Annotated in this window: 19 protein-coding genes and 1 tRNA gene; 13 read left to right on the top strand and 7 right to left on the bottom strand. The window is 36.8% G+C overall.

Annotated elements, in window-relative coordinates:
- Window positions 1-55: 55 nt before the first annotated feature.
- The 12 genes from EMTOL_RS14185 to EMTOL_RS14130 all read left to right on the top strand — a co-directional run bounded on the left by EMTOL_RS14185 (window position 56) and on the right by EMTOL_RS14130 (window position 15,654).
- Window positions 56-985 (top strand): alpha/beta hydrolase, encoded by a 930-nt coding sequence (locus EMTOL_RS14185; protein WP_015029998.1) that lies wholly within the window; start codon window positions 56-58, stop codon window positions 983-985.
- A 56-nt stretch (window positions 986-1,041) separates the two neighbouring features.
- Window positions 1,042-2,559, top strand: coding sequence for a carboxylesterase/lipase family protein (locus EMTOL_RS14180; RefSeq protein ID WP_015029997.1), 1,518 nt, complete (start codon window positions 1,042-1,044; stop codon window positions 2,557-2,559).
- Between the two features lie 111 nt (window positions 2,560-2,670).
- Window positions 2,671-5,085: a TonB-dependent receptor gene (locus tag EMTOL_RS14175; RefSeq protein ID WP_015029996.1), complete on the top strand. Its 2,415-nt coding sequence runs from the start codon at window positions 2,671-2,673 to the stop codon at window positions 5,083-5,085.
- A gap of 76 nt (window positions 5,086-5,161) precedes the next feature.
- Complete coding sequence (locus tag EMTOL_RS14170; protein WP_015029995.1) at window positions 5,162-6,184, top strand: alpha/beta hydrolase; 1,023 nt, start codon at window positions 5,162-5,164, stop codon at window positions 6,182-6,184.
- A 72-nt stretch (window positions 6,185-6,256) separates the two neighbouring features.
- A complete protein-coding gene (locus tag EMTOL_RS14165; protein WP_015029994.1) occupies window positions 6,257-7,123 on the top strand; it encodes an alpha/beta hydrolase in 867 nt (288 codons plus the stop codon).
- Between the two features lie 71 nt (window positions 7,124-7,194).
- Entirely contained in the window at window positions 7,195-8,835 is a 1,641-nt protein-coding gene (locus EMTOL_RS14160; RefSeq protein ID WP_015029993.1) for a sulfatase family protein, read from the top strand.
- Between the two features lie 60 nt (window positions 8,836-8,895).
- Window positions 8,896-10,191 (top strand): CitMHS family transporter, encoded by a 1,296-nt coding sequence (locus tag EMTOL_RS14155; RefSeq protein ID WP_015029992.1) that lies wholly within the window; start codon window positions 8,896-8,898, stop codon window positions 10,189-10,191.
- Window positions 10,192-10,267: 76 nt separating this feature from the next.
- Window positions 10,268-10,858 (top strand): transposase, encoded by a 591-nt coding sequence (locus EMTOL_RS14150; RefSeq protein WP_041693585.1) that lies wholly within the window; start codon window positions 10,268-10,270, stop codon window positions 10,856-10,858.
- 69 nt (window positions 10,859-10,927) lie between these two features.
- Window positions 10,928-12,313 carry an acyclic terpene utilization AtuA family protein gene (locus EMTOL_RS14145; RefSeq protein ID WP_015029990.1) on the top strand — a complete coding sequence of 462 codons (1,386 nt, stop codon included), beginning with the start codon at window positions 10,928-10,930 and terminating at the stop codon, window positions 12,311-12,313.
- On the top strand, window positions 12,310-12,609 hold the full coding sequence (locus EMTOL_RS14140) for an AtuA-related protein (protein ID WP_015029989.1): 300 nt from the start codon (window positions 12,310-12,312) through the stop codon (window positions 12,607-12,609). Before EMTOL_RS14145 ends, EMTOL_RS14140 begins: the two co-directional genes overlap by 4 nt.
- Window positions 12,610-12,632: 23 nt before the next feature.
- Window positions 12,633-14,240: a carboxylesterase/lipase family protein gene (locus EMTOL_RS14135; RefSeq protein ID WP_015029988.1), complete on the top strand. Its 1,608-nt coding sequence runs from the start codon at window positions 12,633-12,635 to the stop codon at window positions 14,238-14,240.
- Window positions 14,241-14,310: 70 nt separating this feature from the next.
- Window positions 14,311-15,654 (top strand): FAD-binding protein, encoded by a 1,344-nt coding sequence (locus tag EMTOL_RS14130; protein ID WP_015029987.1) that lies wholly within the window; start codon window positions 14,311-14,313, stop codon window positions 15,652-15,654.
- 137 nt (window positions 15,655-15,791) lie between these two features.
- Here the strand turns inward: EMTOL_RS14130 and EMTOL_RS14125 are convergent, their stop codons facing one another.
- From EMTOL_RS14125 to EMTOL_RS14110, 4 genes are all read right to left on the bottom strand, one after another.
- Window positions 15,792-17,336 (bottom strand): SBBP repeat-containing protein, encoded by a 1,545-nt coding sequence (locus EMTOL_RS14125; RefSeq protein ID WP_015029986.1) that lies wholly within the window; start codon window positions 17,334-17,336, stop codon window positions 15,792-15,794.
- A gap of 459 nt (window positions 17,337-17,795) precedes the next feature.
- Window positions 17,796-17,879, bottom strand: a tRNA-Leu gene (locus EMTOL_RS14120).
- Window positions 17,880-18,084: 205 nt separating this feature from the next.
- Window positions 18,085-19,389, bottom strand: coding sequence for a UDP-N-acetylglucosamine 1-carboxyvinyltransferase (murA, locus tag EMTOL_RS14115; RefSeq protein ID WP_015029985.1), 1,305 nt, complete (start codon window positions 19,387-19,389; stop codon window positions 18,085-18,087).
- Between the two features lie 146 nt (window positions 19,390-19,535).
- On the bottom strand, window positions 19,536-20,255 hold the full coding sequence (locus EMTOL_RS14110) for a DUF4290 domain-containing protein (protein ID WP_015029984.1): 720 nt from the start codon (window positions 20,253-20,255) through the stop codon (window positions 19,536-19,538).
- Window positions 20,256-20,439: 184 nt separating this feature from the next.
- On the opposite strand from EMTOL_RS14110, the gene EMTOL_RS14105 reads away from it, so the two are divergent.
- A complete protein-coding gene (locus EMTOL_RS14105; protein WP_015029983.1) occupies window positions 20,440-21,993 on the top strand; it encodes a glycoside hydrolase family 10-like protein in 1,554 nt (517 codons plus the stop codon).
- A gap of 161 nt (window positions 21,994-22,154) precedes the next feature.
- Here the strand turns inward: EMTOL_RS14105 and EMTOL_RS14100 are convergent, their stop codons facing one another.
- From EMTOL_RS14100 to rffA, 3 genes are all read right to left on the bottom strand, one after another.
- The gene (locus tag EMTOL_RS14100) at window positions 22,155-23,075 is read right to left on the bottom strand and encodes a bile acid:sodium symporter family protein (protein ID WP_015029982.1); all 921 of its coding nucleotides are present in this window, start codon (window positions 23,073-23,075) and stop codon (window positions 22,155-22,157) included.
- A 90-nt stretch (window positions 23,076-23,165) separates the two neighbouring features.
- Window positions 23,166-24,830: a DUF6044 family protein gene (locus EMTOL_RS14095; RefSeq protein WP_015029981.1), complete on the bottom strand. Its 1,665-nt coding sequence runs from the start codon at window positions 24,828-24,830 to the stop codon at window positions 23,166-23,168.
- Window positions 24,831-24,879: 49 nt separating this feature from the next.
- Entirely contained in the window at window positions 24,880-26,004 is a 1,125-nt protein-coding gene (gene rffA / locus EMTOL_RS14090; RefSeq protein WP_015029980.1) for a dTDP-4-amino-4,6-dideoxygalactose transaminase, read from the bottom strand.
- Between the last annotated feature and the right edge of the window lie 79 nt (window positions 26,005-26,083).

Genomic DNA, 26,083 nt, shown 5'->3' with positions numbered 1-26,083 from the left:
TATTATCTAAATTTAAGAGAAATAATACTCGCTTTATTCTGTAAATAAATTCCTCATGAAAAAGACCTTTATTTTACTCTTTTTTTGCATAAAAATATTCGCCCAACCCAAACCAGACTTCGCAAAATCTGCAATTGAAGCTTCAAAATCTTGGATTGATATTGATTATGTAGGCGATGGAATTATTGGGCATAAATTAGATATTTTCTTACCAAATGAAGGAAAAGGGCCTTTTCCAGTAGTGGTTACTATTTACGGAAGTGCGTGGTTTTCAAACACTTCAAAAGCTACTTGTTTTAATGATGGCTTGGGTCAAACGCTTTTAAAGAATGGTTTTGCGGTAGTTAGTATCAATCATCGTTCCAGCAGAGATGCCATATGGCCAGCACAAATCCATGATGTGAAGGCGGCTATCAGATTCGTCAGAGCCAATGCTTCGGTATTTTCGCTGGATACGTCTTTCTTGGGTATAACTGGTTTTTCTTCGGGTGGGCATCTTTCTACAATGGCGGGTGTAACTAGCGGTATAAAATCTACAACTATTAATCATTTACCAATTGATTTAGAAGGAAATATTGGAAAATCTCTCGGTGAAAGTAGTAATGTTGATGCCGTTGTTGATTGGTTTGGGCCAACAGATTTCCTTTTGATGGATGCTTGTGGAAGCTCATTTAGCCATAATGAAGCAAAATCGCCTGAATCTACCCTTATTGGCGGAGCTATTCAAGAGAACAAAGAAAAAGTGGCATTGGCCAATCCTATTAGTTACGTAAGTAAAGCTACTCCCCCATTCCTAATTTTTCATGGAACAAAAGACCCACTTGTACCGCATTGTGAGAGCGAGAAACTTTACGAAAAAATGCAAAAAGAAGGCGTAAAAAGTGAATTGATTATTATAGAAGGTGGTGGACATGGCCCTGGTGTAATGATTGATAAATATTATGTTCAGATGATAACTTTCTTTAAATCGAAAATAAAAAAGTAATTGTCAACTAACTTTGGCAGAGTTTAAAACTCTGCCAAAGTTAAATTTCTATAAAAATGAAAAAACTACTCTTTCTCTATCTACTTTCAATTTCAACTTTTGCCCAAACTATCATTCAAACAGCAAATGGCAAAATTGAAGGGTATGCCAAAGAAAACTTAAAAATTTTTAAAGGAATTCCATTCGCAGCTCCACCAGTTGGTGATTTGCGTTGGAAAGCTCCACAACCTGTACAAAATTGGTCTGGAATAAAGAAATGTACTGACTTTTCTGCAAGTCCGATTCAAAACAATCCTGCTCCATTCTATTGTTGGACAGAGGAATTTATTGCCAAACCAGAGCCATTAAACGAAGATTGTTTATACTTAAATGTTTGGACAACCGCCAAATCAGCCAAAGAAAAACAACCAGTAATGGTTTGGATTTATGGTGGTGGATTAAGCAGCGGTTCGGCCAATTGCGATATTTATGACGGCGAAGAAATGGCCAAGAAAGGCGTCGTCTTTGTCAGTATCAATTATCGAGTAGGTGTGATGGGCTTTATGGCTCACCCCGAATTGAGCAAAGAATCTGGCTACAATGCTTCTGGTAACTATGGATTTCTTGATCAAATTGCTGCTTTAAAATGGGTACAAAAAAACATCGCTGCATTTGGTGGAGACCCTTCAAATGTGACCATCTTAGGGCAATCGGCAGGTGCATTTAGCGTAAATGCCATGATTGCATCACCTTTAGCAAAAGGGCTTTTTCACAAAGCGATTCCTCAAAGTGGTGGACTTTTATCAAGAATGTTGAGTCAAGACTTAGCTAATGCTGAGAAACAAGGCACAAAATTCATGGAATTAGCCAAAGCCTCCTCAATTGCAGATTTACGCAAACTTTCGGCTTATGAAATTCAAAAATTAAGTAATAATCAAGCCGCTGGGAGATTTGGAGTAACGATGGATGGCTATGTTTTACCGAAAAATATTACGGAGCATTTTCAAAATGGAAAACATAATCAAGTGCCTATTATTACAGGTTGGGTAACAGGTGATGGAGGATTAATGGGAACTCCAAAAACAAATTTAGAAGATTATAAAAAAGAAGCTCAAACCAAATATAGGTCTAAAGCAGATGAGTTCCTGAGCATCTTCCCTGCCAGCACAGATGAAGAGGCCAAAGAAGCAAAATTAAAACAAGGATTAATAGGTTTTGCAGGAATGCCTTCTCACCTATTGGCAATTTACACCAATAAACCAAGTTATGTTTATCAATTCAGTCACGTTCCACCTGATAAACCGAACTTCCCGAATTATGGAGCTTTTCACACATCAGAAGTGCCTTACGCTTTGCATACGCTACATACTTGGAAACGCCCTTGGCAACAATTAGATAAAGATTTAGAAAACATGATGTCTAGTTATTGGGTAAACTTTGCTAAAACGGGCGACCCAAACGGAGCTGGTCTACCTCAGTGGAAACCTTATGAAAAAAAAGTAGGAAATATTCTGGAATTTAGTGATAAAACTGCCACAAAAGCAGGATTATTCAAAAAAGAATTTGATTTCTTAGAGACCAATATGGAAAAATAAAATTTACAGTATTGCCGCTAAAAATTATAATTAATACGTCCTAAATCACTTTTAACCCCATTTTAATAAGTTTTTGGTCAATTTTACCACAAATATTAATCAAAAAGACTAATGACCAAAAGAAAAGTATTACTTAGTTTGAGTCTATTTATAAGCATTTCTACGCTTATATTCGGACAAGGAAATGTAACAATTTCAGGCACTATCAAAGACAAAAAAAGTAAAAGTGTGCTACCATTTGTCAGTGTTGTCCTGAAAACCGAAAAAGAAAACGCATTTGTTGCTGGCACGGTTAGCAATGAAGAAGGTCGTTTTTCGATTAGTGGAATAAAAAATGGCAGCTATAATTTAGAATATTCTTCAGTGGGATATACTAAAAACAAAAAAGCTGTCTATGTTGGAAGCTTAACTCAATTCTTAGATTTTAATAATCTGGAATTAGAGGAAGACACACAGGTATTAAAAGAAGTGAGTGTAACCGCCAAAACCGAACAGATTAGTGAAGTGATGGACAAAAAAACATTCTCTTTAACCGATAATATTAGTCAAAGTGGCGGTTCTGTCTTGCAAGCCATGCAAAATCTTCCAGGAATTACGGTACAAGATGGAAAAATACAATTACGTGGCAACGATAAAATTGCGGTTTTGATTGATGGTAAACAAACGGCCCTCACGGGTTTTGGCTCGCAAACAGGTTTAGATAATATTCCTGCTTCGGCAATCGAGAAAGTGGAAATTATCAATAATCCATCTTCAAAATACGATGCCAATGGTAATGCCGGAATCATTAACATTATTTTTAAGAAGAATAAAAAAGAAGGTTTCAACGGAAAAGTTGGATTGGCAGGAGGTTTAGGAGCTTTATGGGTAAGAAAAGAGAATCTCCCGAGTATTCGACCACAATACACACATACACCTAAAATTAATCCTTCTTTGGCACTTAATTACCGCAAAAATAAAGTAAACTATTTCTTGCAAGGCGATTATCTCTATACCGAAACACTCAATAAAAATGAGTTTGTGGTAAGAACCTACGACAATGGCGATGTGATAAACCAACAATTAAAGCGGAATAGAAATACTCATTTCATTACTGCCAAAACTGGTTTTGATTGGAATATTGATGAGCAAAATTCACTGACTATTTCAGGACTTTACGGGGGAGAAAAAATCATCGACCGTGGTGATGAGCCTTTTTTCAATAAAAACCTAAGCGAAAGATTACGACTATGGCAGTTTTTAGAAGACGAACTCAAAACTACCGCAATGGCCACCGCCAATTATATACATAAATTCAAAGATGCAGGACATACCCTGAATATTGGCTATAATTATACTTTTCACCGTGAAAACGAGAAATACTTTTTCGATAATTACATGCCAACTTTCACAGGAAGAGATGCCTTCAAGTTACTTTCTGATGAACAAGTACAAGATTTTACGGTCGATTACCAAAAGCCGCTTAAATATGGTCGATTTGAAAGTGGTGTGAAGTTTCGTAAGCGTGATATCCCAACCAATATGCAGTTTTACCCAGATTCAAAAAACTCCATCATTGATGTGAAAGCGGGGGGTTGGGCAAATTATCGAGAAATCATTCCTGCGGTTTATGGAAATTATATTTATGAAGATAAAAACTATGAAGCCGAAATTGGCTTACGCTACGAATACATCAATCTAAAATATGAAGTAAATCCCGACCATCCGACTTACAAAAGTGATGGCTATAAATATTCTCAACCATTCCCGAATGTTCGTTTGGCATATAAAATCAATGATAATCAGAAGATTTCGGCATTTTTTAATCGTAGAGTAGATAGACCCAATGAAGTGGACATCAGAATTTTTCCAAAATATGATGATGCCGAAATCATAAAAGTCGGAAACCCTGCTCTAAAACCTCAATTTACCAATTCTATTGAATTGGGTTACAAAGCAAAATGGGCAAAAAACACTTTCTATACCGCTCTATACCACAAAATGGCCGACGGAACAATCACCCGAATTTCGAGTATTGTGCCCAATAGTACTTTGATTTACGCCATTTTTCAGAATGCGGGCAAAAGCTATAATTCAGGCGTTGAAATGGTATTTTCAAAAGAAGTTTCGAGTAAGTTTTCATTTAACCTCAACTTAAATGCTTATCATAATCAGATAAATGCGTTCTCGGTCTTCAATAAATATCCCGTACAAAATATCTTTTCAGCAGAAAAGCAAGAGATTTTTTCGGGAAATGTTAAGTTAAATAGCACTTTACATTTATCAAAAGGAATTGATGGACAAATATCAGTGGCTTATCTCGCTCCTGACATTATTCCGCAGGGAAAAATCAATTCCAGATTTTCAGTCGATACAGGATTCAAGAAAAGCGTTCAATCGGGCAAAGGTGAAGTATTTATCAACGCCACTGATTTATTTAATACGCTGGTTATCAAGCGAGAAATTCAAGGTGCCGGCTTTAAATACACAAGTCATGATTACTACGAAACCCAAGTAATCAGAGCCGGATATAATTATAAGTTTTAGAAATTCATATTCTCCGTAGAGACAAGGCATGTCTTGTCTCTACACCTAAAAATTAAATTTTAAACCAACATTCACTATGAAAACAAAAATACTTTTTTTTGTTCTTAATTTATCACTCGTCACATGGGCAACTGCCCAAACTGGAAAAGTGGTAAGTTTTACGCTCAATTCAAAAGCTCTACAAAATACAGGTGGTGAAGACCCTAATCGTAAAGTTTCGGTGTACCTTCCACCAAATTATGATGCTTCAACTCAGCGTTATCCAGTTATTTATTATCTACACGGTTTCATGGGAAAAGATAATATTTTTCCGCAAATGCAGAAGATTTTAGATGAAGGCATTGCACGCCAAAAAATTAAGCCTTTCATTTTTGTTCAAGCCGACCAATACACAATTTTTGAAGGAAGTTTTTACTCAAACTCCTCATTAACAGGCAATTGGGATGAGTTCGAGAGTAAAGAATTGGTAGAATACATGGATAAAAACTACCGAACCCTCGCCACTCGTGAAAGTCGAGGCATTGCTGGGCATTCGATGGGAGGATATGGTGCTTTCAAAATCGGGATGCTTCACCCCGAGGTTTTCAGCAGCATTTATGCCTTGAGCCCAGGTTTATTAGCAATGGTAAAAGAATTTGGACCCAATAGCAATTCTTTCAAAGAAGTACAAAATATCAAAACTCCTGAAGAACTAAAGAAGACTTATTATCCAAAAGTATTGGTAGCAGTAGCTCGTGCATGGTCACCAAACCCAAACAAACCTCCTTTCTTCTGTGATTTTCCATTTAGTTATGAAGGGGATAAAATGATTGTAAATCAGCCTATTTTAGAAAAATGGGAGGCCAATATGCCTGTTTACATGGTCGATAAATATGCGGATAATTTACGTAAAATGACAGCCATAAAATTAGATTGGGGACGAAATGATTCACCACGCTTTCCAGTGCAAATCGGTATGTTGAGCCAGCGTTTAGAAAACCTAGGAATTAATCATTTTGCAGAGGAATACATCGGCGACCACGGCAACAAAATCTGGACAATGGATGGCCGTGTTTTGAATGATTTATTGCCATTTTTTAATGACTATTTGAAATTTTGATATTAAAATAAATTACCATGGTAGAGACGTTACATGTAACGTCTCTACGGAAAATTAAACCTCTAAAAAACTATGCAAAAATTTCTCTATTTCACCCTAATTCTCTTTACCTTTTCAGCCAAAGCATCAACAGTTGATACCTTGGATGTGCCGAGTGCCGTGATGAACAAAGCCTACAAAGCAGCGGTTGTTTTACCTGCTTCTTATTCCAAAAACCAAGCATCTTATCCTGTTTTATATCTGCTACATGGTGGTGGTGGGCATTTTCGTGATTGGCTAACTTCGACGCCTGACAAAAACTTAGTACGAAACCTTGCTGATAAATACAATTTAATCATTGTGATGCCAGAAGGTGAAACTTTCGGTTGGTATTTGGATAGCCCATCTGACCCAAATAATAAATTCGAAACTTATATTACAAAAGAAGTTATTCAAAAAATTGATGCTACTTATCGTACTGTAAAAAGCAATAAAGGTAGAGTAATTACGGGTCTCTCGATGGGTGGACACGGAGCCATGTATCTTTCTACTCGTCACCCAGAATTGTTTGGTGCAGCAGGGACAATGAGTGGTGCAATGGATATGAACTACACGAAGTTTAAGGTAAATGCTGATTTTACAAAATCATTGAAAGAACGCTTCGAGAAATTATTGGGTACTTCGGATGTTTCTCAAGAAGTTTTTGTAAAAAACTCTATTGTAAATATGGTTGATGCTATCAAGAAAAACGGCATGCCCATCACGATTGATTGCGGCGTAGATGATTTTTTAATTGATGCTAATCGTGAACTCCATAGCCGTTTACTCTATGCAGGCGTGGCACATGATTACACAGAGCGTCCGGGTGCACACACATGGCCTTATTGGGAAAACTCATTGCCTTACCACGTTCTTTTCTTCCATAATGTTTTGAAAAAGAATGGAGTAGTTGTAGAATAAATAACACCTTTTTTGCCACCAATGGAATTTTGTATATTCGTGGCAAATCAAACTATTTCAACTCAACCAACATGAAAAAAATCTTCTATTCTCTCCTTGCCATTGGAATTGTCTCTTTAAGTTTTTTTGCATTCAAACCCAAGAAAACAAAAAGTCATGCGATGAGGCGTCCCAACATCGTTTTCATCATGTCCGACGACCATGCTTATCAAGCAATTTCGGCCTATGATAAACGTCTTACCCAAACGCCAAATATTGATAGAATTGCCAAAGAAGGTATGTTATTCACAAATGCTTGTGTAACAAACTCTATTTGTGCCCCATCAAGAGCGGTTATCTTAACTGGAAAACATAGCCATTTGAATGGAAAAATTGACAACTATTTCCCATTTGATACGACCAATATTACTTTCCCACAGATTCTACAAAAGAATGGTTATCAGACAGCTATGTTTGGGAAACTACATTTTGGAAATAACCCCAAAGGATTTGATGAATTTCAGATTTTACCAGACCAAGGCGATTATTACAACCCTGATTTCATTACAAAAAAAGAAGGGAAAAAGAAATTAACTGGCTATGTAACCGACCTCATTACAGATATTACATTAAACTGGTTGAAAAACGAACGTGATGAAGAAAAGCCTTTCTTTTTGGCGTATCTACATAAGGCACCTCACCGTGAATGGCTACCAGCCGAACGCCATTTTAAAGAATATTTGAAGAAAACATTCCCTGAGCCAACTACCCTTTTTGATAATTATGAAGGCCGTGGAAGAGCATCGAAAGAAGCAGAAATGAACCTACTAACGCACATGAACTGGGCGGGAGATTCAAAAATTTTCCCTGAAAACATGGATAAACTCGGTATCAAGGAATCTCACTCATATGATAAACGAAATTATAATTATACCGTGGGCAGAATGAACGCCGAGCAACGCAAAGTTTGGGATGAATACTACGGTAAAATGAACGAGGAGTTCATTAAACGTTACCCAAGCATGACTGAAAGGGATAAAATGAAATGGCGTTATCAGCGATATATGCAGGATTATCTAGGAAGCATTGCGGCAGTTGATGAAGGGGTTGGTAAAGTTCTAGATTTCTTAAAAAAGAACAATTTAGAAGAAAACACTATTGTGGTTTATACTTCTGACCAAGGCTTTTATTTGGGCGAACACGGTTGGTTTGATAAGCGATTTATCTTTGATGAATCCTTCAAAACTCCGCTTTTGGTACGTTGGCCAAATGTGATAAAAGCAGGTTCTAAAAATACGCAAATGGTTCAAAACCTAGATTTTGCACAAACTTTCCTTGAAGCTGCGGGCATTACGCCTCCATCAGATATGCAAGGAGAAAGTTTGATTCCGATTTTCAAAGGTCAAGGCAAAAATTTCCGTGATGCTGCCTATTACCATTATTACGAATACCCGAGCGTTCACATGGTGAAACGTCATTATGGGATTGTCACGGAAAAATACAAATTAGTGCATTTCTATTACGATGTCGATGAATGGGAATTATATGACCGTGTAAACGATAAAAATGAAATGAAAAATGTTTATAATGACCCTAAATATGCCAAAGTAAAAGAAGAATTGCATAAAAAATTAGCCGCTCTCCGTGTAAAATACAAAGACTCCGAAACTTTGGATAAAATGTATATTGAGAAGTATGACCAACTGGTGAAACAGGGGAAGATTTTTAGATGATATAAATTAAAATCCCGTAGAGACAAGGTATGCCTTGTCTCTACCAAATAAAAATAAATAATGTTATCAATTTTCGGTTTCGCTACAATATTCATTTTCTTGGTTTTGATAATGACCAAGAAAATGTCAGTCATGACTGCTTTGGTCATTACACCTATAATCTTTGGTTTAATCGCAGGTTTTTCGCCAAAGGAATTAGGAGAATTTGCCATTACTGGAATCAAACAAGTTGCTCCAACGGGCATTCTATTAATGTTTGCGGTGCTTTACTTTGCCACTATGCTTGATGCAGGACTTTTCGATCCTGTGATAGCAGCAATCATAAAATCTGTCAAAGGAGACCCGTTAAAGGTAATTCTTGGCACAGCTATTCTAACCATGATTGTGCATTTAGATGGCGATGGAACCGCTACTTTTATGATTGTTCTCTCTGCGTTTCTACCCATTTATAAACAACTAAAAATCAATCGTTTAATACTTTCTAGTATCGTTGCATTAAGCGTTGGTCCTATGCACCTTGTTCCTTGGTCGGGCACTTCAGCAAGAGCTATTTCGGTCATGAAATCTGATGCTGTTCATATTTTCAATCCAAATGTACCAGCTATTATTGGGGGAATTTTATGGGTATTATTTGTGGCTTATATTTTTGGTAAAAAAGAACGGAATCGCCTCGGAATCATTGATTTTCAGTATAATCATCAAGAAAATCTAAGCGAAGAACAACAAGGACTTAGAAGACCCAAACTGATTATTTTCAATTCAATTCTTACTATTTCTCTAATCGTTGCTTTGATGAAAGGTTGGATTCCTGCATCTGTTTTATTTGTAGTAGCCAGTATGGTTGCTTTATTGGTAAATTATCCAAAACTCGCCGACCAGCAAAAAGTAATGAAAGGGCACGGAACGAATATTTTCATGGTTTCGAGTATGATTTTTGCTGCGGGGATTTTTTCTGGAATACTGACTGGTTCTAAAATGATTGAAGAAATGGCTAACGCCTTGGTTGCCTTAATCCCTCAAACTCATGCCAATTGGTTGCCTGCCATTACAGCCTTTACGAGTTTACCTGCTAGTATTTTGTTCACACCTGATGCTTATTATTTTGGGGTTGTGCCAATTCTGAGTCAAACTGCCACACAATTTGGCATCGACCAACTCGAAATCGGTCGAGCTGCCTTGCTTGGACAAATGACCGTTGGTTTTCCGATTAGTCCGTTAACAGCTTCAACTTTTTTATTGGTAGGTTTATCGGAAGTTGATTTGGGAGAACATCAACGCCATACCTTCAAATGGGCTTGGGGAACAACGATTGTAATGACAGTTATTGCGATATTAACAGGGTCGTTACATATATAAAAAAAATTAATTTTAATTGGTAGAGACGTTGCATGCAACGTCTCTACCAATTAAAATCCAGACAACAACAAAAAAAATGTCCACCGACAAATTTAAAAATAAATACCGTATTGCCTCAGCACGTGCCTCGTGGTGGGATTATGGATGGAATGGAGCATATTTTATCACCATTTGCACAAAAAATATGGATCATTTCTTCGGAGAAATAGAAAATGGTCAGATGCGATTATCAAAAATTGGCATATTGGCCGATGTATTTTGGCATGAAATAAAGAATCACACCGAAAATATTGAATTAGGTACATTTGTGGTAATGCCCAATCATATACATGGGATTTTGGTTTTAGATAAACCTGAAAATAAAATCATTGAAACCGTAGAGACGTTGCATGCAACGTCTCTACCAGCGACACAGAAAAATCAATTCATGTCTGCTATTTCGCCAAAATCAAATTCGGTTTCAACAATCATTCGCTCATACAAATCCGCAGTAACTAAACATTGTAATCGCCTAAAATTAACTGATGAAAATAGTCTTATATTCGCTTGGCAAACAAGATTTCACGACCATATTATAAGAAATGACGTAGAATATCAACGAATAAATGACTACATTGAAAATAACCCATTGAATTGGGAGTATGACAAATTTTATAAAAATGAATGATGAATTCAAAACCAACAACGTAGAGACGTTGCATGCAACGTCTCTACAAACGGGAAAATATTATACAAAATGAAAAATAAAATCAGAATTGGTTGCGGGGCAGGGTTTTCGGGTGATAGAATAGAACCAGCCATTGTACTTGCCGAAAAAGGTGAATTAGATTTTTTAGTTTTAGAATGTCTGGCCGAGCGAACCATTGCCCTCGCCAATAAACGTAAAATAGCCGACCCAACCAAAGGTTACGACCCACTTTTAGAACGTAGAATCGAAACTTTATTACCTCATTTGGTTAAAAACAACATTCGATTAATCACGAATATGGGTGCTGCAAATCCGATTGAGGGAGCAAAAAAAATTGTTGAAATTGCAAAAAAACAAGGCGTTTCAATAAAAGTGGCAGCTGTCAGTGTAGATGATTTGGGTAATGAGTTGAAAGTGATGAGTGATGAGTTTGAAAAATTTGGAAATGAAGATTTTACCTTAGAATTAATCAAAAAACAATCTTCAGTTATCACTCATCACTCATCACTAATTTCTGCAAACGCATATCTCGGAGTTGAAGGAATCTTAGAAGCATTACAAGCTGAGGCTCAAATAATCATCACTGGGCGTGTAGCTGACCCATCGCTTTTTCTTGCACCAATGATTCATGAATTTGGTTGGTCAACTGAAGATTATGATTTACTGGGAAAAGGGACTGTGATTGGGCATTTAATGGAATGTGCAGGTCATATTACAGGCGGTTATTACGCAGACCCTATCAAAAAACCAGTCGAAAATATGGAAAACCTTGGGCATCCTTTTGCAGATATTTTTACTGATGGTACAGCAATTATTAGTAAGGTAGAAGGAACGGGTGGAGCTATCAATTTGCAAACAGCCAAAGAACAATTACTCTATGAAGTAATTAATCCTTATGAATATTTTACCCCTGATGTAATTGCTGATTTTACAAGTGTTAAATTAGAAGAAATAGCCAAAAATCAAGTAAAAGTTAGTGGTGGAAGTGGCAAAGAAAAACCACCAACCTACAAAGTTAGTGTTGGCTATAAAGCCTTTTGGCAGGGAGAAGGAGAAATCTCTTATGCAGGTCCATCTGCCTTTGAAAGAGCCCAATTAGCAGGTGAAATCATCGAAAAACGTTTAAAACCTTATTTTGAAGAATTAAAAATTGATTACATTGGAATAAATTCAACATTTGGAAATCGGGGCTTCGACTTCGCTCAGCCACCGATTTCCGAAGCCCAAATGTCCGAAGTTCGATTAAGAGTAGCCGCCAAAGCACAAACGCAAGCTGAAGCCTCTTTAATTGGAGAAGAAGTAGAAGCACTCTACACCAATGGGCCTGCAGGAGGTGGAGGTGTACGAAAGTATACCAACGAAGTAATTGGTATTGTATCTGTTTTAGTAGATAGAAAAAAAGTTTTACCACAAATTTCAATTTTTGAATCATGAAACTATACGATATAGCCCATAGCCGTGCTGGCGATAAAGGTAATATTTCAACCCTTTCGCTTATTCCTTATAATGAAAATGATTATGACATGCTTTGTCAAAAAGTAAGTGTTGAAAAAGTAAAACAACATTTTGCAGGAATTATCGAAGGAGAAATCATCCGCTATGAAATGCCTAATATCTCCTCTTTACTTTTTGTTTGCCAAGATGCCCTTGCAGGTGGAGTGACAACATCACTTCGAATAGATACACATGGAAAAGCACTGAGCTATAAATTATTAGAAATGGACATTTAAACCTCAATCATTCAACCAATACAATGAAACAATCCTTCCTTTCTCTCATTACACTTTACACCATTTTCATACAAACCAGCTTCGCACAATTGCAAACTGGTGAAAATGTAGCCGTTACCAACACCGAAGCAGGAAAAGTGCGTGGTTACATTCATAATGGTATATATACCTACAAAGGAATCCCTTATGCGGAGGCAAAGAGATTCGAATATCCACAAAAAGCTAAATCATGGACAAACACAAGAAGTTCATTGAGCTATGGTCCAGTTGCTCCTTTACCAGACCCAACTACAAGTGTTTCTGACGAACCCGAATTTGTTTTTCACCATGATTGGGGCTTTACGAATGAAGACTGCCTTCGAATCAATATTTGGTCACCTGCATTAAATGATGGTAAAAAACGTCCAGTCATGTTTTGGATTCATGGCGGTGGTTTCACCACTGGTTCATCACAAGAACTTCCTTCTTATGACGGTGAAAATTTATCAAAAAAAGGTGATGTTGTAGTCGTTTCTATCAATCACCGATTAAATATCCTTGGATTTTTAGATTTATCAGCCTACGGCGAAAAGTATAAAAATTCAGCTAATGCTGGCATGGTTGATATTGTATCGGCATTAGAATGGGTAAAAAATAATATTTCAAATTTTGGTGGAGACCCATCAAATGTGACAATTTTTGGTCAATCGGGAGGTGGAGCAAAAGTGCAAACCCTCATGTGTATGCCTTCTGCCAAAGGTTTATTTCATAAAGCAATCAACGAAAGTGGTGCCGCTCGCCCTGGAATGCTCGATAAAGCAACTACGCAGGCCGTTGCCGCCCAAGTTTTGAAAGAACTTAATATTTCAACCGATAAAGTGGATGAGATACAAAATGTACCTTTTCAAAAACTAAGTGATGCTGGAAAAAAAGCAATTCAAGTAGTAACAGACCGCTTGAAAGCGGAAGGGAAACCTGTTGGTATTCCGGGTTATGGAATTGGTTGGGGGCCGAGCATTGATGGTAACGTACTTCCTTTTGACTATTATGACAAGCAATCATTAGAATTATCAAAAGATATACCTCTTTTGATTGGAACAACCATCAATGAGTTTATGCCATTTCGCGGTGGATTAAATCCCAATACAACTGAACAACAAGCCATTGAGGCAGTAAAGAAAACTTATGGAGCAAAAACTGATGCTTATTTATCGGCACTAAAAAAGGCTTATCCAAGTGTAAAACCATCAAATTACTTGAGTTTTGACTTCACCTATCGCCCGGGTGCTATCAGGTTTTCTAATGAAAAATCGGCTTTGAAGGCAGCTCCTGTCTATTTATACCTTTTTGATTGGCAATCACCAGTGATGGATGGAAAATACAAAGCCGTTCATTGCATGGAAATTCCATTTGTATTTAATAATATTGCTCGTTGCGAAGAAATGACAGGAGGTACCAAAGAAGCATATATTCTTGCCGAAAAAATGAGTCAAGCATGGATAAACTTTGCTCGTTCGGGCAACCCTAATCACAAAGGTTTACCTAATTGGCCAGTATATAATGCCTCTAATACAGCTACTATGCATTTTGATAATACCTGTAAAGTGATGCCTCAACATGATGGTGAACTTTTAGAAGTTGTATTAAAATAATAACCCATTTGCCTAAAAATTAAGCATTTACCTAATTTTTTCTATTCAAACCTATTTACTCCATTAATTTATGAACAAACGTACCTTTCTCAAAACCACCTCTGTTTTGGCAGCGGGAGCGGCTTTTCCTCAACTCATTTCTTGCAAAGAAAAACCAAAATCAGACCCTCGTACAAACTGGGCAGGCAATTTAACTTACAGCACTGATAATCTTTACACACCAAAAAATATCTCCGAACTACAAGATACAATCAAAAAACTTAAAAAGGTTCGTGGGCTCGGCACCAAACATTGCTTTAATAAAATCGCCGATAGCACTGAAAATCAAATTTCCTCGGCAGCATTTAACAAAATAATATCGTTAGATAAAGATAAAAAAACTGTTACTGTTGAGGCTGGAATCAAATATGGGGAACTCTGTAAATACCTCGATGAAAATGGGTTTGCACTTTATAATTTGGCGTCATTGCCTCATATTTCGGTGGCTGGTGCTTGTGCCACAGCTACGCACGGTTCGGGTATCAAAAATGGATGTTTGGCAAGTAGTGTTTCAGGAATTGAGTTTGTGAACGGAAAAGGAGAAGTTATAAACCTAAACAAAGAAAAAGATGGTGCCGAATTTTTAGGGGCGGTGGTGAATTTAGGAGCATTAGGAATTGTAACTAAAATGACCCTTGATTTACAACCTACCTTCAAAATGAAGCAAATTGTGTATCAAAATATGCCCATGCTGGCCTTAGAGAAAAATTTTGAGGCAATTATGTCGGCAGGATATAGTGTAAGTTTGTTTACTGATTGGAAAAATAAAAATATCAATGAGGTTTGGATAAAAAGCAAGGCAGAAGATTTAAAAGAAATCGCACCTGAGTTTTATGGAGCGAAACTTCAAACTAAAAATCTTCATCCAATTGAAACACTTGATGCCATCAACTGCACCGACCAAATGGGTGTAGAAGGCCCTTGGTACGAGCGAATGCCCCATTTTAAAATGGGCTTTACACCAAGTAGTGGAAAAGAATTACAATCTGAATTTTTTATTCCATTCGAACACGCCTACGAAGGTCTAATGGCCATCGAAAAATTGAATGCAGAAGTTTCGCCACATTTATTCATAACGGAGGTACGTGCCATTGCAGCTGATGAGCTTATGATGAGTCCATTTTACAAGAAGACATGCGTAGCTTTTCATTTTACATGGAAACAAGAGACCGAGGAAGTCACGAAACTTTTGCCGAGTATCGAAGAGGCCCTTGCTCCATTCAATCCTCGCCCACATTGGGGAAAAATCTTTACCTTAAAACCAGCAGTTTTACAAGGAAGAATCGAAAAACTTAGCGAATTTAAAGATTTAATGACCAAACACGACCCAGAAGGAAAATTTAGAAATGAGTTTATTGATAAGAATTTGTTTTGATAAAACAATTCATCAATCAATTTCAGTCAAAATAATGAAGCCACGTTAAAAGTATAATTAACGTGGCTTTTCTTTTAAATACGTTGTAGGACAAGTTTGTAACTTGTCTGATTTACTATAATAAACTGCTTAAATATTTACTTTTCTATCCTTACCAAAAACACAGAGGGGATATCATTAGTAGTGGTAAGTGTGGTTAAGCCAAAAGTGGCAGAACCTCTATAGTACCCAGTCAAGTAAACATTGTATGAAGCGTCAATAGCAATACCCAATCCTCCATCAACATCCGTACTTCCTCCACTTTGTACCCATTGGAAAGCCCCGTCCTTGCTATATTTTACCACGAAAATATCAAAGTTACCGATTGAGGTTTGGGTGACACCGTTAAAAGTAGCAGAAGAAAAAAAAGAACCTGTTATATAAACATTGGCTGAGGCATCAAGAGCAATACTTAGACCATCATCTATTCCTGTGCCCCCAGCAGTTTGTACCCATTGTATCGAACCATAATTGTCGTATTTTGCAACAAAAGCATCATCATATCCTATTATTGATTTAGTAATGGAGCCAAAATATGAAAAACTCCATATACTACCAGTTATGTAGATATTACCCGAAATATCTACGGCAATATCTCTGCCATAATCTCCTGATGTGCCACCTGCCTTTTCTGACCATTCCCAATTCATACTAGACTGGTCAAATTTTGCAACAAATATATCAGTATTACCGTAAGTAGTTTCAGCATTACTACCAAAATAAGCAGTACCTGAAAAACCACCAGTTATATATACTTTCCCCAAGGCATCAACGGCAATAGCATTGGCATAATCATCAAATGCCCCGCCTGCCGAAACTACCCACTGTATTACACCACTGCTATTGTATTTTGCCACAAAGATATCATTTGTACCAACAGGCGTGATAGAACGCTCATTGAAGTTAGCTGTACCTCCATATGTTCCTGTTATATAGACATTTCCAGAAATATCAACTGCAACGCTGTTACTTACGTCGCCTGCTATGCCACCTGCAGTTTGTACCCATTGCACTACACCTTCGCTATTGTATTTCACAACAAAGGCATCACCTAAACCCGATGAAATTTTAGAAAATCCACCAAAACTAGCAGTGTACCAAAAAAGCCCTGTTACATATACATTGCCAGAAGCATCAACGGCAATATCATAACCAAAATCAGTATCATTCCCCCCCGCAGTTTGTACCCACTGCACTACACCCTCACTATTATATTTTGCTACGAACATATCCTCATATCCGGCAGATGTTTTAGATATTGATCCGAAATTAGCTTTTCTAGAAAAATACCCAGTTACATATACATTTCCTGAGGCATCTACGGCACATTTATTTCCATAGGCATAACTATTGCCACTGACCGATGCGATGGCTGCACTATTAGGTACATAGCTTTTAGGATTCTGGTAGGTACAAAGCCATTTTTTGCCATTATATACTCGTAAACAATCAAATGTGATATCGTAAGCCATATCACCTTTTACTGGACTTGGTAATGCTAATATTGCATCATAACTAATGCGTAGATAGCTAGCGGATGTTTGAGCAGGTGTAATTCCATTGGGTGTAATAGTAACATTCTGTGCTTTTAAATTGCCAAACTGTAAAGTTAGGCAAACAAGTACATACAATATTTTTTTCATTTTTAGTCGTGATACTTTTCGGAATTGTGGTCAAAATAAATTTGGAAAGAAGTAAAAATAACTACAGTAAATGGCAAAAAATCTTTAAAATAACTAAACCCCAAAGAGTGATGGATTTACTGATTTATCAGAAACCTTTAGAGGTTGATAAATAAAAAATATCGTAATTTCCTTAATCTTCTACAAATCTACTTTCATTAAACCATTAAAAATTAGTAGTAATGAAATTAATATATGTATTTTTTCAACAACAATACTTATTTAATCAAAGAAATTGCATTCTATCCTGATTTGATTCTATCAATTTTACATTGTAGGTCATATTTTACATAGACTATATATCTGCCTTGTTGAAATAACTTGTACTAATATTATTACTAACAATTGAAAAGTTTTAGCAACAAAAAAACCGTAAAAGCCTAATTTTCAGCATTTTACGGTTATTTTTTTGTTTTTGCGTACCCGGAGCCGGAGTCGAACCGGCACAGGGGTGAACCTATTGGTGTTTGAGACCAACGCGTCTACCAATTCCGCCATCCGGGCAAGTGTCGCTTTGGGATTGCAAAGGTAGAGTTTAATTTTTAAAATACAAAAACTCAACTAAAGAAATTTTCTTTTTTTTTGCTATTCGTGTGTAATACATTGATTTCGTACTGATAATCAAATCATTAGCCTTTAAACAAAAAAGGGTTGTTGAAACAACCCTTTTTTATCTTTATCGCTTATACAAGCGTTCGTTAATTAAAAACTATATTCTAATAATTTCGGCACCAATCGCATTCAAGCGTTTGTCGATGTCTTGGTAGCCACGGTCAATTTGTTCGATATTATCAATTGTACTCGTACCATCGGCCGAAAGTGCCGCAATCAACAACGAAACCCCAGCACGAATATCTGGCGATGTCATTCTGATTCCACGTAAATTATGCTCACGATTTAAACCAATTACGTTGGCACGATGTGGGTCGCACAAAATAATCTGGGCACCCATTTCAATCAATTTATCAACAAAGAAAAGGCGACTTTCAAACATCTTTTGGTGAATCAACACCGCACCTTTAGCCTGAATAGCTGTAACCAAAATAATCGAAATCAAATCAGGTGTAAAGCCCGGCCACGGAGCATCATAAATTGTCAGAATCGAGCCATCAATCAATGAGCTGATTTCGTAGTGTTTCTGAGCAGGAATATGAATATCATCTCCACGGAATTCCATCTGAATACCTAATTTCTTGAATACATCGGGAATAATACCAAGTTCTGGAATCTGACAGTTTTTAATGGTAATCTCCGATTGAGTCATGGCAGCCAAACCAATAAAACTACCAATTTCAATCATATCTGGAAGCATCGTATGTTCACAACCACCTAATTCACTTACACCTTCAATAGTGAGCAAGTTTGAACCTACACCCGTAATTTTTGCTCCCATTCGGTTGAGCATCTTACACAACTGTTGAAGATATGGCTCACAAGCAGCATTATAGATAGTAGTTGTACCTTCAGCCATGGCAGCAGCCATCAAAACATTGGCCGTACCTGTTACCGAAATTTCATCCATCCATACATACGCTCCTTTCATCTTTGAGCCATCTACTGTATAGAAAGCATCGTTGGGGTCGTAGATAAATTCAGCACCAAGTTTTTGGAAACCAGTGAAGTGTGTATCTAAAGGACGGCGACCGATTTTATCGCCACCCGGACGTGGAGCTTTTCCTTTGCCAAAACGTGCCAACATTGGACCTAAAAGCATGATTGAACCACGCAAAGAAGCCGCTTTATCTTTATATTCAGCCGTTTCGAAATACTCGAAGTTTACAGCATCAGCCTGAAAACGATAAGAGCCTTCACCGATTTTATTGCGGCTTACCCCCATATCTTCAAGTAATTCCATGAGTTTATTTACATCACGGATATTTGGAATATTATGAATCGTTACAGGTTCTTTGGTCATTAAAACGGCACACAAAATCTGTAATGCTTCGTTTTTCGCCCCCTGCGGAATAATTTCTCCTTTAAGTTTTCGTCCTCCTGTTATTTTAAATGATGCCATTTTTTATAAATGTAGAATGAATAATTTAGAATGAATAATGAAGGTTTTCATTATCAAACCATTCAATTGTTGAGTAGTTTTATAGAATATTAGATTAAAGTATTTGTAAAATTTTTCATTTTACATTATCCATTATTCATTAAACATTATCTCGGTCTGCGATTATTATTGTTTTTGTTGTTTTTGTAATTGCCATTATTACCGAAGTTTTTATTGCGGTCGTTGCGGTCATTACGATTATTACGATTATCACGGTTATCGCCACGATTATCTCTGAATTGGTGGCCTCCCCCATTTTGACCTTGATTTTGCTGCGAACGCTGACGATTGCTACTACCGTCTCTTGGCGAAGATTCCATCAAACCATCACGGCGAAGTTCGTCAATCTCTTGCTGTAATTTAAAACCTGAAAGTTCTAAAATTTGTTGCAAACATTCAGCAGTTTCAATAGTATCCTTATTCCAAACTTGATAGAAACTCTTCATTAATCGCACCATATAAGAAATAAACGCCTTTCGGTCATCGAGTTCGGGTGTAATCATGGCTTTCAACACCAATAACTCTAGATTACGACCATAAAGGCGATGTTTGAGTTGGTGTTGGTTATAAGGTACCGTCATTGGCTTTTTACCCAAAATTTCTTTTGGTGGCGGCGGAAACGGGCTATCAACATCTAAATCAAAATTGGCCATTACGTAGAGGTCATCCCAAAGTTTCTTCGAGTAGTCGATTCCCTCACGCATATTTGGGTGAATCTGACGCATCAATTCAATCAAAATATGTGCATATCTTGTGCGTTGTTCACGGTCAGGCAGAGTACCAATGTAGTCTGTTAATTTCTGAATGTTACTTCCGTATTCTTTCACAGTATATTATTTAGTAGATAGTCGATAAAAGACTAACGACAGATTTAAGTTTATAGTCAATGACTCGAAAATTATTAATTGCTTAGCAGACAATAGACTATTTAAAGCAAAAGTAACAAAATTTAAGCTTTTGGTTAAATTTTTCTATAATTTTGAATAAAAATTTTCACAAAAGCGTATTTCGATGCACTTCAAAAAAGCAGCTTTTTTCCTAATAATCTATGCTTTCCTAAGTGGGTGTAGTAAAAAAGTTAACCAACAAGTTGTCTCAAAGCCAGCAGGTCCTAAACGAGAATTTCGTGCCGTATGGATTGCCACAGTCGATAATATTGATTGGCCCACACGAAAAGGCTTAAGTTCTGAAGCTCAACAACAAGAATTTCGTACTATTCTCGATAAACAAAAAAGTTATGGCATGAATGCCGTATTTGTACAAGTACGTGCCGCTGCCGATGCTTTTTATGCCAGAAGTAAAGAACCTTGGTCAGAATGGCTTATGGGTGAGCAAGGCAAAGCTCCTAACCCCTACTATGACCCAATGGTGTTTATGATACACGAAACACACGAACGTGGACTTGAGTTTCATGCTTGGCTCAATATGAATCGAGGCACACACAAGGCATCGAAAAGTGTGATGGAATACCATATTACCAAAACGAAACCCGAATGGTTTTTAAGCTACGGAGGATACAAATTATTTAATTTAGGCATTCCTGAAGTACGAAATTATATCACTGATGTGGTAGTAAATATTGTTCGCAATTATGATGTGGATGGCATTCATTTCGATGATTATTTTTATCCTTATGCCGAAGCCAATCAAAAACTAAGAGATGAAGATACATTCAAGAAATATAACGATGGTTTTAGCAATATTGACGATTGGCGACGCCACAATGTAGATATGGTGGTGAAAAATGTAAGTGAGGCCATCAAACGTGAAAAGCCAAAAGTAAAATTTGGCATTAGTCCATCGGCAGTTTGGAGAAATGCCTCTACTGACCCCATCGGTTCAGCAACCCAAGGTGGACAACCTTCTTATGATAATCTTTATGCCGATACTCGTAAATGGGTAAAAGAAGGTTGGTTAGATTACATTGCCCCACAAATCTATTTTAGCTTTGAATTTGATAAAGTACCTTACAAAGTAATGACCGATTGGTGGGTAAAAAATTCTTTTGGCCGACACCTCTACATTGGTCATGGAGCCTATCGAATAAAAGCTGGAAGCAAAGATGAAGGTTGGGAAAAAGCAAATCAAATTCCACGTCAGATTAGATATAACCGCACCAAACCACAAATTAGTGGCAGTATTTATTTTAGTTCTAAATCATTAACTAACAATGAGTTATCTGTAAATGATTCTCTAAGAAATATTTACAATTATCCCGCTCTTGTGCCAAGCATGCCTTGGAAGGATAAAACCCCTCCCAATGCCCCCCAAAATGTAAAAGTCAAAAAAGTTGCTGATTTGGGAATCACTCTTACTTGGGAATTACCAGCACTCCCCCCCAAAGATGCTGAAGATGTTTATGCTTTTGTGATATATCGTTTTGAAGAAAATGAAGCAATTAATCTAGAAAATCCAGCTCGCATCTTGCAGATTGTAAGAAATCAGGGACTTTTAAATTTTACTGATAAAACTTTCAATCAAGGGAAAAGCTATCTTTATGTAGTAACTGCTCTTGACCGCCTACAAAATGAGAGCGTTATGAGTAATGTGGTGAAATTGAAATGATTTTTTAGGTGCCCTCGGCTTCGCTCGGGCACCAAAAAATCTACTCAGACACTGAAAAATTTGCTTGGATATTGATTACTCAGTCACTGAAAAATTACTCGGGAATCGAAAAATGACTCAGAACTTTAAACCTCACGGGCAGCCTCATCAGAATTCTGAACTTATGAAGGCTTTCTTGTACTCCAAAAACTGGCCAAAAGTGAGCCGTTTGTGTTCATAATCGGTCCAAAAAGTGCTGGTGCAATGCCCACAGTAGCGAGTTTCCCCATTGCTTTGGCTAAACCAGATGCCAAACCTGCATTTTGTAAACCTACTTCAATAGCTACGGTGCGGCAATCTTGCTCAGGTAATCTGAAGAGCCTTGCACCCCAATAACCTAATATAAACCCGCCCAAATTATGCAACAATGTGGCAAAAACTAAGGCTATACCAACAGTTTGCAATGATTTCTGTCCAGCAGCCGTTATAATAACAATAATAAAAGCAATACCAGCCATCGAAATAACTGGTAATACTTGCTGTAACCAAGCTGCACGACCAGCTAATAATTTCGTCACTAAAAAACCTATTCCTACTGGAACAATAATCATTTTGGCAATATCGAATGTCATACTCCAAAAATCTACTTCAATAAATTGACCGCCAAGAACTTTCATCAAAAAAGGTGTCATAATTGGAGCAAGAAGCGTTGCAAATGAAGTAATTGTGATGGATAATGCAACATTTGCTTTAGCAATATAAGACATCACATTAGAAGCTAAACCACTCGGCGAACATCCAACTAAAATTATCCCCGCAGCAATTTCAGGAGGGAAATTAAAACTTTTGGCAATGGCAAAACCTAAAAATGGCATGATAGTAAACTGACAAACCAAACCAACTATTACGGCTCTTGGCATTTTTATAACTCCCATAAAATCATCGTAAGTCATGGTTGTTCCCATGCCAAACATAATGACTTGCAGAAGTGGAATAATCAACTCTTTCAATTGAAAACCATTAATTTCCGTAAAGTATTGAGGGAAAAAATAAGCAATTGTAGCTGCAATGATTATGCACAGCGTGTAAGTATAATTTTTCATGTAAGTTTTAGGGTTGAATAGGCTTTGAATATAAAGAAATAATACAAAAGCGATTTATAGGTCTCTTAAAATATCGTAAAATAACTATTATTATAACACTTTATAAATCCAAACACGCCAATTAGCATCTTCTACTTTTGAAAGTAGTTTTAAATGCACCGAAGGCTTCTGAACTTCGACAGCCGATATGATATAGCCGCACTTTAATTGCTTCAATTTTACAAAATCATAATCTAAACTTTTAGTGCAACATTTCTGGGTTTTCAAAATACCATCTCCCGAAATAATCGCCTCATTATCAAACAAATAACATCTACTCCCCCATTTCTCAAAATAATCTTTGATAAATTTATTTTGATTAAGTTCAGACTGAATAATTGCTTGAATTTGATGTTTATAGGCCAATGAATAAAGCACCACATAACCATCAATTGTTGGTATTTGATTATACTGTGCGACCGCAGGATGTAAACCAACCAAACCCACACGTGGAGTAGTTTTAGAGTCATTTTGCAGAACAGCTTTTACTCTTGAAAATAGGCTTTCAGCATAAAATTCTCGGTAAGAAACATAGTCTCGTCCATGAATGTTCTTTTTAATAAAATCACCAAAAACTTGATTACTGAATAAAACCAGAATTACCTGAGCTGCCCCTAAAACCAACGCAAACTTGATAGGTATTTCTCTGATAATCAAGGCAAAAATACTAAACCAAAGTATCGGGTAAAGTGAATAAAAGCGGTCAAGTTGAATAGCTTTTAAAATGGGAATGCTATCTTTGAATGTTTCAAAGCCCTCATAAGTCCAAAACCCATCAATTAAGGCAATTCCAGCTAATATTAATAAACATAAAAGTATAGTAGCTAATGTTTTTCGTTTAAAAAAAGCATAAATACTATAAAGAAATGCCGCTGGTAAAATCAAATATGTGTGAATAGAAGGAAAATGATTTTGTCCACCTAAAAAGGAGTTTTTAGCAGCTTTTAATGATTCAGAAAAAGAATTTCCCTGAATAAACTCTAATCTGTGGGGCGTAAACCCAGTGGGAGTCCCAATTTTAAGAATATCTAAGAAAAGTCGATATTCTACCAAAACATATCCAACTGTGAGTATTACTAAAGCAAAAATTCCTTCTTTGTAGGCAATCCTTTTATCATTAGTCAAAAACTTTAGCCCCAAATAAGCCACCATCAAGACCATCATGAATAAACCTGCAATGATGAGTGATGAGTAAAATGGAAAGAGTAAAAAAATCGTCCATTCGAGTAAAGAATGGTGTTTTTTCAAGATTCTATCAAAACTCCAAAATAACAAAGGTTGACCTGCCGCACTTTGTCCACCTGAAAACCAAAATGGTAATAATGCAAAAGCTAAAGCAACTAAAGGAGCTATTTTAGGGGAAAGTTTGAGGGAATCTTTAGTAAATAAATAAGTACCGATAAAAGCAATCAAGCTCATCAGCACCACATTGATATTATATGCGATGATTGGCTTAAACCACACAAAAAGCCAAGCAATAAGGCTTAACTCCGAGCCAAAAGCAATGCGTGGAGCTTGCATGACGGTTTCATTGGGCGTATAAGAACTCGCCAAAAGTAAATGTTGATCAGCCAACGATTTATACCAAGCAATATTTGCTTCTAAATTATCATGCACTCTAATTGAGGCATCTTCACCTAAAAATATCAAAAAGGCAAAGAAGCACAAAAGCAAAAAGAAGCTTATAATCAATGATTTATTTACAGAAAATAGCATTAAAAAGCAGTTATAAAATTCTGATTTCGTGAATCTTGTCTTAAATTTATCAATTATAAAACGCAATAATCTTTTCAATAATCAACTGTTGGTCGGCTTCGCTTAATTCATAAAATAAAGGCAATCGCACCAAACAATCGGAGTAATAATCACTCATTGGAAGTGATACTTCCCTTGCTTTCTCTTGGTAAAATGGACTACTATGTAATGAAATATAATGGAACACTGCGTATATTTTATTTTCTTTCAAGTAAGTAATCAAGGCATCTCTTTGCTCAATTGAATCTGTCAATAAATAAAACATGTGTGCATTATTGGTAGCATAGACCGGAATAACAGGCAATTTTAGTTTACCCTTATCGGCTAAGGCTTTGAATGCCGTAAAATAATTATCCCAAATTTGCTTACGACGAGCTTGTATTTTTTCAAGATTCTCTAATTGGGCATATAAATAAGCTGCCACCACTTCTGAAGGCAAAAACGAAGAACCAATATCGACCCAATTGTATTTATCAACTTCTCCACGCCAGAAAGCAGAGCGATTTGTACCCTTTTCCCAAATAATTTCGGCTCTTTTTTCGAAACGTTCATCATTGATAACTAACATCCCACCTTCGCCCGAAATAATATTTTTAGTTTCATGGAAACTAAATGCAGATAAATGCCCAATACTACCCAAAGCTCGGCCTTTGTAGAAAGAATCAATAGCCTGGGCAGCATCTTCAATTACATAAATTTGGTGCTTTTTCGCAATGGCCATTATGGCATCCATATCGCAGGCAATTCCTGCGTAATGCACAACCACAATAGCCTTGGTTTTAGAAGTAATTAAAGATGCTAATTTGGTTGCGTCAAGGTTTGGATTTTCTTCTGAACTATCAGCAAAAACAATTTTTGCACCTCGCAAAACAAAGGCATTAGCGGTAGAAACAAATGTGTAAGAGGGTACAATTACTTCATCACCTACCTGAATATCGCACAAAATAGCAGCCATTTCAAGGGCATCGGTGCATGAAGTAGTAAGTAAACAGCGTCGAAAACCGTATTTTTCTTCAAAAAACTGCTGGCATTTTTTTGTAAATACACCATTTCCAGAGATTTTACCCGATTGAACGGCCTCACCGATGTATTGTAGCTCGTTGCCAGAAAGGTATGGTTTATTAAATGGAATCACGAGAATGATTGTAGGACAGGTTTTAACCTATCAATGTTTATATTTTATAACTAATATTCTAAATTCTGTGTAGGAACAG

Origin of the sequence: Emticicia oligotrophica DSM 17448 (assembly GCF_000263195.1) — a bacterium.
Lineage (GTDB): Bacteria > Bacteroidota > Bacteroidia > Cytophagales > Spirosomataceae > Emticicia > Emticicia oligotrophica.
Note: the sequence above shows the minus strand (reverse complement) of the source record. Positions and strands in the feature narration are given on the sequence as shown.